Source organism: Microcoleus sp. Pol1C5, from assembly GCF_036701115.1.
Taxonomy (GTDB): domain Bacteria; phylum Cyanobacteriota; class Cyanobacteriia; order Cyanobacteriales; family Microcoleaceae; genus Microcoleus.
The window spans coordinates 24752-38248 of sequence record NZ_JAUBQE010000032.1 but is presented as its reverse complement, the minus strand read 5'-3'; the positions used below and the strand labels follow the sequence as shown (position 1 = coordinate 38248).

Sequence of the window (13497 nt, the reverse complement as noted above, 5' to 3'; positions counted from 1 at the left end):
CAGAAAGTCCACCCCTGAGTAGTAAACAAATGAGCGATCAAAAATTAAAAGTTTTACTAATTGTAGAGCAGTGCAATCCTGACTGGGCATCAGTACCTTTGGTGGGCTACAACTTTTTTCAACAAATAAACAATTTAGTTGATGCAACACTCGTTACCCATATTAGAAATAAACCAGCTCTTGAAAAACATCCAGAATACGAAAAAATATTCTACCTTGAGGAAGGAAAGTTAACCAAACAATATTATAAGATAGTTGAAAAAATTACCGCCAACGGGCGCGTAAATTGGCCTCTTTATAATGCATTGAGTTACCCAATTTATGAAGAATTCAATCAACAAGTATATCAAAAATTTAAAGGAAAAATCCTCAACGGAGATTATGACATAGTTCATGCAATTACCCCGATGATGCCGCGGTATCCGTTTAAGGTAGTCAGTGTGTGCCAGCAGACTCCTTTTATTCTAGGACCTGTGAATGGGGGCATTCCCTTTCCACCAGGTTTTCAAGAAACTGCCAGACAAGAATTTGCTCAATTCAACTTTTTGAGAGCAGTTGGTCGAGCATTAATTCCAGGTTATGTAGAAACTTACAAAAAAGCAGACAAAATCTTAGCAGGTTCAACCTATACTTTAAATATGCTCAAGGATTTGTTTGCAATCCCCGATCAAAGAATTGCTTTGTTCTACGAAAATGGCATTTCGGAGAAATTTTTACATCCGACAAATATCCTTGATAAAGATGTCAGCCAGATCAATTTGCTTTTTGTGGGTCGATTAGTTCCTTACAAATGCGCCGATATTGTCATTGAGTCTATTGGAAAATTAGAGCAGGCAATTCAAAATAAAATACGCTTAACCATAGTAGGAGAGGGTTCAGAAAGAAATAACTTGGAAAACAGAGTGAAGGAACTTAACTTAGGGGAAATAATCAGCTTTGCGGGATGGGTAAATCAACAAGAAACTCTGGATTATTACAGGAAAGCAGATATTTTTTGCTTCCCTTCGATCCGAGAGTTCGGCGGCGCAGTGGTAATGGAAGCTATGGCTTGTGGGCTTCCCTGCATCGTTGCCAATAATGGCGGTATTGGTGAATACGTGAATGAAGAAACTGGTTTTAAGATAGAGCCGATTTCTAGAGAGTATCTCACCCAGGAGTTGACAAGTAAAATTAAGCTGTTGGTCGAAGACGATCGTCTGCGGGAACGTATGTCAGCTAAGGCGATCGAAAAAGCCAGAGAATTTGCCTGGGAAAACAAAGCCATAAAAATCGTCGAGATTTACGAAAAAATGCTCGGTGACAAAAGTGTTAGTGCATCGACATAGTAGAGCGATATTGTTGAGTAAAAAAATTAGAAAGCAGGTACGAAATGAAGGCAAAAATTGGATACTTTATTCCACAATTCCCAGGCCAAACACACATATTTTTGTGGCGGGAGCGACAATTTCTTGCAGATCTGGGAATTGAAACAGATTTAGTATCAACTCAACCGCCCCCCAGAGCGATCGCTTCTCACGTATGGGCAGAAGAAGCTCAAAAAAATACTGTTTATCTATTTCCCTTTGCTGCGAAAGATTTTATTAACTCATTCCTAGAGCTTCTCAAAGCTGGTCCCGCTGCATGGTGGCAATGCCTTGCAGTTATTGCCAAAGCGAGTGGCACATCCTTATCTGAAAAGGTGCGACTCTTGGCATGGATTTTTGTGGCTGGCAAACTAGCAGGGTTAACAAAAACAAAAGGTTGGTCTCACATCCACGTTCATTCCTGTGCCAATGCCGCCAATATAGCCTTATTTAACTCAATTCTTACAGGCTGTACTTACAGTATGACTCTTCACGGACCTACTCTAGAAGTGTACGGGTCAAATCAGGAACAAAAATGGAAAAATGCTGCTTTTGTGATCGTGATATCTCAACTGCTTCTCAATGATGTCAAAAATAAATTAGCGAACTTTCTTCCCAAACAATTAGCTGTTGCTCCAATGGGAGTTAATTTTGCAGAAATTAAACGCAGCAGCCCTTACACGCCTTGGCAAGAAGGAAGTCCGTGCAAGATTTTTGCTTGCGGTCGCCTCAACCCGGTGAAAGGTCACAAATACTTGGTTGAGGCGGTAGAATTGCTGCGAAATCGGGGATTTGACGTGAGACTGCAAATTGCAGGCGAGGATGAACAAGGGGGCAGCGGATATCACCAAGAGCTACAAAAAATGATTGAAGATAAATCGATGTCCGAATGCGTGGAGCTACTTGGGGCTGTTTCGGAACAGGCAATTCGCCAAGGTCTAGAAGCAGCTCACGTTTTCGCTTTGGCAAGTTTGAATGAAGGAGTTCCGGTTGCTGTGATGGAAGCAATGGCGATGGAGGTTCCGGCGGTAGTTACTAATGTAGGCGGAACTTCTGAGCTAGTAGATGACGGCGTGGATGCTGTATTAGTCCAATCAGAAAAACCCGAAGAAATGGCAGATGCGATCGCCAATCTCCTCAGAAATCCAGAACTTGCTCTGAGTATCAGTCAGGAAGCTCGGAAAAAAATCATCGCCAAATTTAGCCACGGCCGCAGTGCAGAAACTTTAGCTCAGTGCTTGGAAAAACTTGGAATAACTAACCCGTCTTAGTGATTCCAAAGAAGAAATTTAATCCCAGAGTACATAAATCTCGTTGAGTCCCATACAAGTTATGCGAATTGTAATTGGTGCTCAGAACGCCTCAACTAAATTCGGCGGCGAGCCATTGCTGCCGCTCAACTACCCCTCTTTTGTCACTCTGGGAAATTAAAAATAAGAGCCAAATTTTCAACTGTAGATAGATCAAGGATTTGAGCATTTATTTTCCAACAGAATGGCTGAAATCAAGGTTTTTGGTAAAAGTCTTATGCTATAACCATCCCAGATTATTTTCTGTCGAAAGTGACAAAAGAGAGCTACTTTTGGATACTTCGATCGCGCCAAATAGAGACATGGTTAGTGGCGCACGCCCGCACCCAAGCAGAACTCACAGAGCTGTTTCCACAAGAGCGCGATCGGATGCACTTTGTACCCGACACTTGGCTGCACCGGCTGCTTAACAATTGCGGGCGATTTATCCCTGAAAGAGTGAATGACTTTTCTTTTGGGCTTCTCACTCACTTGTACACCCAATTGCTACAGCGTCGTATTCTCCGGCGGCTGGTGAGCGAACACCAGATTGATGTTGTACACTAACCGACACCAGTCTCTGCAACAGTTCCTTCGTTGATGTTCGGATTGGGAGTGCCGGTAGTTATCGGTCCGATGAACACGTCGGTTAAATTTCCTCTGGCTTTTCGATCGCGCCAAAATCCTACCATTGATATTTTAATCGAGCTCGGTCACCAGTGCGTCGATTTCTTCAATCGTCTGTCTTTTTCCCGGTAAAATCAAAGCCGAGACGCTGTTAGGGGCAAACGATCGCACGAAGCAGGCACTTGCATCTGGGGTGCAGGGTAAAATTATTGAACTTGTAGAAAACGGCGTGGATTTCTCGGTGTGGCGATCGGACTCTAGTTTATCAAGAGTAGCGACCGGGCAGGTTCATTTTATTTTTTTAGGCAGGCTGATCGACTGGAAAGCTGTAGATTTGCTGCTGGAAGCCTTCGCGCCCGTCGCCGCTCAAACCGATGCAGTCTTGGAAATCATCGGTGATGGGCACATCCGAGGGGAACTTGAAGCTCAAACAGCTCGTTTAGGTATCGACAGCAGCGTTGTATTTAGTAGGTGGCTGTCTCAGGAGGAGTGCGATCTCAAAATGCAACAAGCTGATGCAATGGTTTTTCCCAGTTTGCGGGAATGCGGCGGGGCAGTGGTGATGGAGGCAATGGCAGTGGGCTTGCCAATCATAGCAACGAACTGAAGCGGTCCGGTAGATTATATGAATTCCACTTGCGGTATTTTAGTAGAACCCACTTCTAAAGAAGGATTTGTCCAGGGACTGACAGATGCGATGCTCAAGCTGGCTCATTCACCAGAATAGCGGCAGAGTATCGGTTGTGCGGGACGGGAACAAGTCCGGCAGCATTTTGATTGGGAACGCAAAGTCGATCGAATACTTGAAATTTATCAACAAACGCTCGACGATTGCCCGAAGCATTAAGTAGCCGGCCATTAAAGCATAAAGCAGCAGCTTTCACGTGGAGAGCTGCTGCTTGGGGGTGCTAAAAAAGTATGTGGCGGCCCAAAGACCCCCCTCTACATCCTAGCGATCGAAAAACGGGTTAACCCGTTTGTGTGGTTAACCCGCGAGCTTGGAAACCTGCAGATCAATTAGTTTTGCACTACCAGCTTAACGTTGGCATTTTGCAAACCGCGCTGCTTGACTGCGGCCAAGGTCTTGTTAACTGCGTACTTCTGGTTGATGGAGTTGATTAACTCAGTTTGATTGTGTTTTTTGGCGACGCCCCAGAGGTCGGCAATCAGGTCAAAGGAACCATCGCTATTGCGAGACCAACCGAGGTCATATTCGCCTTCGAGAATCGCTACGATGTCGGAGCGAACGCGCTGACCGTTATAGCCACGAACATCAGCTTCTGACTTGACTGAAATGCCCAAGTCGCGCAGTGAAGCTTTCAGGATTTCGGCATCGGTGATTTTGGTACGCAGAGTGCTAAAGTGAGACATTGGATTTCCTCCTAATAAAACTGAGAGAGAAACAACAACGGTCTGGATTTAACGGTGCCGCTGGGCGGCTCTTGAATCGAACTGCTAGCTGTTGCTAGCCTTTGCTCCTGTTTGGACCAGGAGAAAGCTTTTAGAATTCCATTCGCTGGTATTCAGCGACGGAAGACGCAGCGGGCCGTGCACGCTGTCTAGCCCAATCTCGAAGGGCGGTGACCTGTTCGGTCATTGTTTTAGACAGTGGCATTGTAGATTTAATGGCCGCGATGATGTCTAGCTGCGTAAACTCTCGATCTTGAGCGAAGGCTTCGTACATTGCGGCTACTAGCGCTTGCTCAATCTCTGCACCTGAAAAGCCCTCGGAAACATTGGAAAGTTGCTCTAAATCGAAGCGAGTAATTTCCCGACGCCGCTTTGACAGGTGAATCTTAAATATATCTTGGCGTTCTTCTTTGGTAGGCAAATCAACAAAGAAGAGTTCGTCGAATCGGCCTTTCCTCAAGAATTCTCCCGGCAACCGCTCGATTCGGTTGGCTGTTGCCATTACGAAGACTGGGGAAGTCTTTTCTTGCATCCAAGTGAGGAAGGAACCGAAAATCCGGCTGGATGTGCCTCCGTCTGAGTCGGCCGAACCAGTGCCTCCTGCAAAGGCTTTGTCTAGTTCGTCTATGAAGAGGAGGGCTGGAGAGATGGATTCTGCGGTTTTGAGGGCATTGCGGAGGTTGGCTTCCGATCGACCCACCATCGAGCCGTCGTAGACTCTACCCATATCTAGCCTCAGCAGGGGCAGTCCCCACAGGCGGGAGGTGGTCTTGGCAATCAGCGATTTTCCGCATCCTGGTACGCCGAGAATTAACATCCCTTTTGGTTGGGGCAGACCGTATTCTCTCGCCCTTTCGGTAAAGGCGTTGGAACGCTGTCTCAGCCACCGCTTCAGCTCTTCTAAACCGCCGACTGCATCCAGGGTTTCGTCTTCTTCAATGAACTCTAGAATGCCGTTGCGCCGAATTAATTGCTTTTTCTCCGAAAGAACTATGTCTACTTCTTCTTCTGTGAGGCGCCCAGTCGAAACTTGGGCTTTACGATAAACTTTTTCAGCTTCGTCCTTGGTCAATCCCAAGGCTGCTTTTAAAAGTTTTTCTCGCGCTTCTGTGGTAATGCGTCGCGATTTCGTTTGCTCCAACTGACCAGACAATACTTGGTTTAGTTCCTTCATGTCTGGCAACGCGAAGTCTAATACCACTACTTCCTTTTCTAGCTCGATCGGAATTTGCTGCAAAGGAGACATCAGTATAATTGTCTTTTGCGTTCCTTTGAAGTTGGCGATCGCATCGCGCAACCACCTCGTTACCGGAGGAGAATCTATAAAAGGATGTAAATCTTTGAAAATGTAGATGCTAGCGTTACTGTTGGGTTCTCGCTGCCTGATCACCCATTCTATTGCTGCCTCTGGCGAGACGGTGTTGTGTTGGGTGGTGGTGCGGGGTTGACCATACTCCACAATGCCGTGAGTTACAGTCCAGATAAATACTCGTCGCTGTGGTTTTGCTTGAGCTATTGTCGAAATTGCTTGCTCACACCGCTCTTCCTCGGATGTCACGAGGTAGATCAGAGGATATTGAGCTTGGATTAGAATACTGATCTCTTCTTGCATAGTCCTCGACCCACTAGAGACGGTGCTATCTTTGCTGAATCTCAATGCTGCCCTTCGCCCTCTTACTGAAAATTTCAGTTTTAGCTTTTTGGGGAAGCAAGGCATTCTTAGCAGGGAACCAATTCTTCCTCTCCCGGTTTGGCCGTGCTGGCGCTGACGCCCGACACCTGCTTTACTGGAAGATCCTGTTCAGCCAATACGCTCGGCTGACTTGTTACGGAGGCCAGTTCTCCATCTCGCATTACTACTGAACCCGTGCATTCTGGACAGTTGTATACCCGATGGGTTTGTCCGTAGGAGGCTTCTACTTCGTCAACCAGTTCGGGATTTCCTAGGTAGAAGACAATTGCCCTTTCTGCAATTGATGACATCGGTTCAGTTTCGACTGCGGCTCGGATTTTGAGCTGGCGATGCAGTTCTGGTGGAAGATACAATGTAACTTTTTGCTTTTCTTGCATATGACAGTGAATTGACTTACCCGGGTATGTATATCAGATTAGCCGCTTAATTCTTTGCTGTCAAGCCTCTATGCAGCTTTAGCGTCATCTTGTAATATTTCGTTACATTTTAGGTAAATCTGGGTCTGTTAACAACGAAAAAGCTAGGGGTGTAGCTGATGGGGCCGAGGTGCAGCGGCAGGTAGGGGTAGCGTCAAGGACGATCGACCAACTATAAATATGAACAATAGATATATAGGAGTAGGGCCAACAAATTCTTTGAGCCGCCATCTGGGGTAAGGTGCGCCATAAACACCCAGCCCGCTCATGAGGTTACTAACTTTGGGCGCTTTTATTTTGAAACCAAACTCCCCAAACAGTTTTTATAGCTTTAAGCGTGAAAAATCCGAACGTGAAATAACCGTTTTCGGTTTTTGATCGGACTCAGGTTTAACACACCTGGACAGCGCTAGCACTCAGCACCCTACCGTTAGACTTTTTGGATGACTTTGTGTAAGCTGTTACGCACTTAATTTTTTTGCCCAAATGCTCGCTACAAGGACTCTAGGCTGCTAAATATTAAATTTAGATGGGTGTCAGCTTATCTTTAATAGGGCAGTGCTGGGTAATATATACTTGGATGCGGACCTGCTAACCTGAAATTTTTAATTTTAGATATCAAAGAACTGACTGATGGATTTAGACCAACAGATTCAAGCATTGATCGAAAAAGCTCCGCCCGACGGTTCGACGCCACAAATCTTAAAGGCGATCGCCCCGGCACTGGTGTTAATTGCCCAACAGCTACAGCACCTCGAATACTCGATCCTGCAAGCGGTAGACCAAAGTTGGGCGATCGTGGTTTTGAGCAATCTCAAGCAACCGGGACGGGAGAAGAGGGTGATTTATGCTTGGAACAATCTTAAAGATGCGTCGCAGGCTGCGGCGGCTGGGGGCGATCGCCTCAGACCGGTGCTTTTGCCTGTCACTCACATTTTATTTCAGATGATAGCTCTGGAAGGTCTTGACAGCATTGTTTTTTTTGAAAGTCCCGGCAATCAGGAAGTCGGGACGGAAATCCCTCGCGAGCAAGTACAGAGTTTAATTAACGTTTACTTGCAACAGTATCGATCGGCTCCACCGCCGGATATTGCCTAAACAACTCAATTTTCTATTAATTGGTAACAGGGCATTAGGCATTGGGAAGTTCCCATTACCAATTCCCCATTACCACTAAAGTGTAACTTTTTAACCTCTAATAAAGTCTGCTCAAAACGTATTCAGCCAAATCGATCAAAGCTTGACGGGACTCTGAATGGGGCAGCGCAGCTAAGTATTCGACGGCTTTCTGTGCGTGATTTGTGGCTAGTTCTCGCGATCGCTCTATGCCTTTAGAATCTTCTACCAGTGCCAGGGCCTGCTCTAGATCTCCTTCTTGGGCAAATTCGCGTTCTATGAGAACTTCCAAGTAAGGTTTTTCTTTTAGGGCAAATAGTGCTGGTGCTGTCAGATTACCGCTTCTGAGATCCGAGCCTGCTGGTTTCCCCAAAGTTTCCGTTGAAGCGGTGAAATCTAATATATCATCTACTATTTGGAATGCCAAACCAATGTTCCGACCGTAGTTGTACAAATCGTCTGCTATTTCCGCTGAAACCTCGCTCAAACAGCCCGCTGCTTTGGAACTGTTGGCAATTAAAGACGCTGTTTTGTAATAACTTTTTTCGAGGTACGCTTCGATCGACAAGCTGGTGTCAAATCCATTGAGTCCCTGTTGAATTTCCCCCTCAGCTAAATCCATAATCACTTCTGAAAGCAGTTTGACTACTGGCAGGTTGTCTAGATTTGCCAAATGCCAGGAAGATTGAGCAAACAGAAAATCTCCCGCCAATACTGCCACTCGGTTGTTAAACCGACTGTGAACCGTCGGCACTCCCCGCCGCAGATCCGACTCGTCCACCACGTCGTCGTGCACGAGACTAGCTGTGTGAATCATTTCTGTGATTTCAGCGAGCCGGCGGTGTTTTTCCGTGATTTCCCGATCGGGCATAGTCGCCTTGGCCATCAACAGAACGATTGCGGGTCTCACTCGTTTTCCCTTTGTGCCGAATAAGTATTCTGCAGCCGCGTACAAGATGGGATGACGGGCACCCACTAACTGTTTTAAGTTTTCTGTCAACAGTCGCAGGTCTTCTTCAACCGAGGAAAATAGGAGAGTGCTAGAGATCATGGATACGCCGACTCAAGCCGTAAAGTAACAAAATTTTACATATCATATCTTTATTTTAAGGTAATTCTCTGCAATAGAAAAGAAAAATCTAGGCGATCGGCAGTTATTTGTCATCTGCCACCCGATGGGAGTCACCCGCCTGCCAGAGGTGAGTAGCCGGCTGTCAGAGGGGTTGCCCCTATTGTATCGAATTGTTAAGGACACTGCCAAAAAATCTCTAAATCCCAGAAACCCTGTGTTATTATGGGTATTAAGGATTTAAACAATTCTATACATTAAGTACAGCCAGACTGGCAGGTAGCTTTTAGGTGCCTGTAAAAGTTTCGTAGAGCCAGCCTTGTTAGTCGATCGCAGCCAAAATTTCTGGTACAGATTTTTAGTTCCTCGCGGCTAAAAGTTATCAGAAGTTAAGAGTAGCGCATCTTATGTGCACGGTAGCTCAAAGCAGCTCAAGTGGATGGTTTTAGGCTGTTTAAGCATCTGTAAAGCAGTAAATCATTATTGATGACCGGGAACGCCTAAAGGTTCCCGCAGGCTTGATATGGAAAAACAGCCTTCAGAACCAAGGCATGGTCTTGCGTGCTGACTTAATGTAGTAGGTCTTGAACTTGTCCTGCTCCTCCTCGTCCTTGACTTTTGGTTCTAATTATGATTTATCGCGATATTCCTCTAATTATTCCCATTCTGGCCGCCGGCTATGTAATGACTATTTATGTACTGCTGATGTTGGCCGAACGCAGCGCTAAAATAACTCGATTGGGCGAGTAGTGTACTGCTGGGCAGCCGAAGTCGGCAGTAGCGCCCTCGCTTCACCCGTGAGAATTCGGAATATTCCATAATAACCCTGCCTTGAATGCTTGCGCGCAAAGGCAGGGTTATTATTTACAATTACGGGTAGCGTGATTTTCTGGGCTGCTACTTACTGCAACAGGTAGCTACAGTTATCGATGTTCAATGCCCACAGCCTCTGAGCCAGGATATTATATTTAGTAGCAGCTTGTATCGCTCACAGCAAGTTTCATGTCAGGGAAACGCGGCCCATGTTCCGAGAAAGCTATTAAAGTGCTATCAAAAACGCTGAGTTTGAAGTTGTCAGTTATTGTGCCAAAAATCGCAATATTCCTATTTAGTAGGTCAAGAACTTATAGAAATAACGCGCGAAATTGCTGAATATAGCAACCTGCTTGCTCAACAGAAGCAATCCATAAAGTTGCACTGCAATCACATATTTCATCAAAGGCTGCTTAAATGACTGATTCAGGCAGATATTCTCTGCCATTTATTCACATATTCCCAACAAAATTTCCTAGATAGCCACAAAACTAATTTTTAATTTTAAAACAATTCTTGATATAAATGTATGATAGTAGCAAAGTGATTTTCCAAATTACTGACCCGTTAAAACTATACTAACTTTTAATTAAAATAACTAAAATACTTAGTAGAATTTGTCAGAAATTTTCAAGAACAAATGCCCAAATTGTTGTCGATTTCAGACGAAGTAAAACAAGTTTCGATAAATCTGAGGCACAATGCTTTACAAGCTCTAGAGAATTGCCGAGTTTTCAAAGTAGAGGTGAGAGCAGAAAATCCAAGCCTGTTCGTCAGTGGCAACTGAATTACCCGGTAATTTTGCCACGAATATTTGAGCCGTTCTTTACCACAATACCCGCCGACTAAGGCAGCGGGTGGGAAAAGGAGATTGTTAAAAAAAGTGTGAAAAAACATTTGGGTAAAATAGAAGTAACATCAGTTATCGGCCAAAGGACGTGTATGGTATCAATTCCGATCGCCGTTTAGCGCGATCGCACTAAAAATCATACCACTGTGCGACTAAAAATGTAACTTTAGACCGATGTCAAATCTCGATTGCGGTTAGCGTACCGCGACTGTAAAATCTGAAATCTAAAATGGTATTAAGTGCCGGTTCCGCCTGCATCTATCCCCCTTGATTTGCCCATGTCAACAACAGTTTCTGATACGCAAAGATTGCTAGAACAGGCGATCGACCCCAAACCACCGGTGCTACATCCAGACACACCCTTGAAAGTCGCAATTGCTGCAATGACTCAGGCGAGTGCCAGTTGCATTTTAATCGCGTTTGAGCAGCAATTGCTCGGAATTTTTACAGAACGCGATGTTGTGAAAATAACTGCTAGCGAAATACCGCTAGCAGGGGTGACAATTTCTGAGGTGATGACTGAAAACCCGATCGCTATTTCCCTCGATCAAGCGGGGAATATCTTCAAGGTATTGAGCATATTGCGATCGAAAAGAATCCGTCATTTACCCCTCCTAGACGAAGGTGGCAACTTGCTAGGCGCTATCACCTGCGAAAGCATCCGTCAAATTCTCAAACCGGCAGACTTGCTGAAAATGTGGCGCGCCGAAGAAATTATGACGACACAATTAATAGTTACCTCAAGCAGCGCCTCAGTTTTAGAAGTCGCAAAACAGATGAGAACCCAGCGGAAAAGCTGCATAGTCATTTGCAGCGACAGCGACAACAAAAATCAGAAACCTGTGGGCATAATTACAGAACGCGACATTGTTAAATTCCAAGCCTCTGGACTAGATTTCGCACGTACTCCCGTCACCGCCGCCATGAGTTTTCCGCTGATACCGTTGCAGGTAAAAGCCACCTTGTGGCAGGCTCACCAGTTAATGCAGCAGCACGGCATCCGGCGCTTGGTGGTGGTGGACGAAGAAGGATATTTAGCCGGAATTGTGACTGAAATTAGCCTGCTGCAGGCCTTAGATCCGGTAGAAATGCACGCAAATGTCGAGCTTTTGCAGGAAACAGTTGCCGACAAAATTCAGGAGTTGAACAAAATGAACGAAGAATTGCAAAAAGAAGCGTTGCGGAGAACAGAAGTCGAGGAAAAATTGCGAATTTTAAATGATAATTTGGAAGAACAAATCAAACAGCGAACTTTAGAATTAATTAATGCCAACAGTCAGTTGAAAAAGGAAATACAAGACCGCGCTACCGCTGAAGCTGAAGTTCGCCGTCTCAACACCGAACTCGAACAGCGAGTTCTAGACCGCACGGTTCAACTAGCAGCCAGTAACGAAGAATTGCAGCAACAAATTAGCGGTAGAAAATTGCTCGAAGAAAAATTACACTTTTCAGAAAAGAAAGTTCGCGCCGTTTTTGAAGCGATGACCGACATCGTTCTCGTGCTAGACATTCAGCGGAACATAGAAGTTTTGCCAACGAATGTGGCAGCGGCTTCTGAGCCAGATTGTGATATAGTCAGCTTGACCATAGAACATTTTTTTGACGACGACAACCCGGATGATTGGTGGGTGCTAGTTCAGCAAGTGTTAGAAACACAACAAACTCTCAATTTTGACTACAGCTTAACAGTTTGTGGTCGCGAAATTTGGTTTTCCGCCTGCATTTCTCTGTTCTCAAAAGATGCAGTTATTTGGGTTGCCCGCAACATCAACGCCCGCAAAATAGCCGAGTCAGCGCTGTGCCAAAAAAATGCAGAGTTATCTCATACCTTAGAAGAACTGAAGCGGACTCAGAAAGAACTCATTCAATCAGAAAAAATGGCAGCCCTCGGACAGTTAATTGCCGGAGTTGCTCATGAAATCAATTCTCCTTTAGGGGCGATTCGCTCTTCTGTGCAGAACATCGCCGACTTCTGGACGGAACAATTGCAGCAGTTGCCGATATTTTTTCAACAACTATCTCCAGAACGGCGACATGATTTCTTTGCTTTGCTACACAAGTCCAGCCAAGAAACAGATACATTATCAAGTAAAGAAAAACGTCAGTTAAAAAAAATTTTGCAGGGGCAATTAGAATCAGAAAAAATTGACGACGCCGCCAGTCTTGCTTGTACTTTATTAGATATCGGCATCTGCAATAATGTAGAACCTTTTTTACCTTTGTTGAAAGACAGCCAAAGTCGAAATATTGTACAAACTGCCTACCAATTTGCTACGGTACAAAAAAGCACTAAAAATATTGCTACTGCCACAGATCGGGCAGCCAAAATCGTTTTTGCTTTGAAAAGCTACTCTCGTTACGACCAGTCAGGTTCCAAAGCGATCGCTAATATTACCGACGGTATTGATACTGTTTTAACGCTTTACCACTACCAAATCAAACACGGTGTGGAAGTAGTCAGAAACTATGGTACTAATTTGCCCTCTGTGCTATGCTATCCTGATGAACTCAATCAAGTTTGGACAAATTTGATTCACAATGCTTTACAAGCGATGGGCAACAAAGGAGTGTTAAAAATTGATGTCAAACACCAAGCGAACGTAATATCAGTCAGTATTACCGACAGTGGTCCAGGGATTCCCCCAGAGATTATGCCGAGAATTTTTGAGCCGTTTTTCACAACTAAACCTCCAGGGGAAGGCAGTGGTTTGGGATTAGATATAGTTCAAAAAATTCTGGGAAAACACCAAGGTGAACTGCAAGTAGAAAGCGTGCCTGGTCAAACAAAATTTACTATATTATTGCCTATCGAAATTCCTTGAAAGCAATTAAAAAAAGAGGGGAATACCCAAGTTTTAAAATTAAATAGAA

Annotated in this window: 11 protein-coding genes; 6 read left to right on the top strand and 5 right to left on the bottom strand. The window is 44.8% G+C overall.

Annotated features, from left to right (window positions below; translation table 11 throughout):
- The first annotated feature begins 29 nt into the window (after window positions 1–29).
- The 3 genes from QUA23_RS18440 to QUA23_RS18430 all read left to right on the top strand — a co-directional run bounded on the left by QUA23_RS18440 (window position 30) and on the right by QUA23_RS18430 (window position 3199).
- Window positions 30–1325 carry a glycosyltransferase family 4 protein gene (locus QUA23_RS18440; RefSeq protein ID WP_333077547.1) on the top strand — a complete coding sequence of 432 codons (1296 nt, stop codon included), beginning with the start codon at window positions 30–32 and terminating at the stop codon, window positions 1323–1325.
- 44 nt (window positions 1326–1369) lie between these two features.
- A complete protein-coding gene (epsE, locus tag QUA23_RS18435; protein WP_333077545.1) occupies window positions 1370–2614 on the top strand; it encodes an exopolysaccharide biosynthesis GT4 family glycosyltransferase EpsE in 1245 nt (414 codons plus the stop codon).
- A gap of 291 nt (window positions 2615–2905) precedes the next feature.
- Window positions 2906–3199, top strand: coding sequence for a hypothetical protein (locus QUA23_RS18430; RefSeq protein WP_333077544.1), 294 nt, complete (start codon window positions 2906–2908; stop codon window positions 3197–3199).
- Here QUA23_RS18430 and QUA23_RS18425 read toward each other — a convergent pair.
- Window positions 3196–3324, bottom strand: coding sequence for a hypothetical protein (locus QUA23_RS18425; protein ID WP_333077543.1), 129 nt, complete (start codon window positions 3322–3324; stop codon window positions 3196–3198). The two genes, QUA23_RS18430 and QUA23_RS18425, sit on opposite strands and share 4 nt — an antisense overlap.
- Before the next feature lie 128 nt (window positions 3325–3452).
- On the opposite strand from QUA23_RS18425, the gene QUA23_RS18420 reads away from it, so the two are divergent.
- A complete protein-coding gene (locus QUA23_RS18420; protein ID WP_333077541.1) occupies window positions 3453–3866 on the top strand; it encodes a glycosyltransferase family 4 protein in 414 nt (137 codons plus the stop codon).
- Window positions 3867–4276: 410 nt separating this feature from the next.
- On the opposite strand, the gene QUA23_RS18415 is transcribed toward QUA23_RS18420, so the two are convergent.
- From QUA23_RS18415 to QUA23_RS18405, 3 genes are all read right to left on the bottom strand, one after another.
- On the bottom strand, window positions 4277–4630 hold the full coding sequence (locus tag QUA23_RS18415; protein WP_006635781.1) for a DUF1257 domain-containing protein: 354 nt from the start codon (window positions 4628–4630) through the stop codon (window positions 4277–4279).
- Window positions 4631–4760: 130 nt separating this feature from the next.
- The gene (gene ycf46 / locus QUA23_RS18410) at window positions 4761–6281 is read right to left on the bottom strand and encodes a stress-responsive protein Ycf46 (protein WP_006635782.1); all 1521 of its coding nucleotides are present in this window, start codon (window positions 6279–6281) and stop codon (window positions 4761–4763) included.
- A gap of 107 nt (window positions 6282–6388) precedes the next feature.
- The gene (locus QUA23_RS18405; RefSeq protein WP_006635783.1) at window positions 6389–6739 is read right to left on the bottom strand and encodes a hypothetical protein; all 351 of its coding nucleotides are present in this window, start codon (window positions 6737–6739) and stop codon (window positions 6389–6391) included.
- A gap of 672 nt (window positions 6740–7411) precedes the next feature.
- On the opposite strand from QUA23_RS18405, the gene QUA23_RS18400 reads away from it, so the two are divergent.
- Complete coding sequence (locus QUA23_RS18400) at window positions 7412–7876, top strand: hypothetical protein (protein WP_333061631.1); 465 nt, start codon at window positions 7412–7414, stop codon at window positions 7874–7876.
- 97 nt (window positions 7877–7973) lie between these two features.
- Here QUA23_RS18400 and sds read toward each other — a convergent pair whose 3' ends face one another.
- Window positions 7974–8945: a solanesyl diphosphate synthase gene (gene sds / locus QUA23_RS18395; protein WP_333077540.1), complete on the bottom strand. Its 972-nt coding sequence runs from the start codon at window positions 8943–8945 to the stop codon at window positions 7974–7976.
- Between the two features lie 1959 nt (window positions 8946–10904).
- Here sds and QUA23_RS18390 point away from each other — a divergent pair.
- Window positions 10905–13448 (top strand): CBS domain-containing protein, encoded by a 2544-nt coding sequence (locus QUA23_RS18390; RefSeq protein ID WP_333077539.1) that lies wholly within the window; start codon window positions 10905–10907, stop codon window positions 13446–13448.
- Window positions 13449–13497 lie beyond the last annotated feature (49 nt).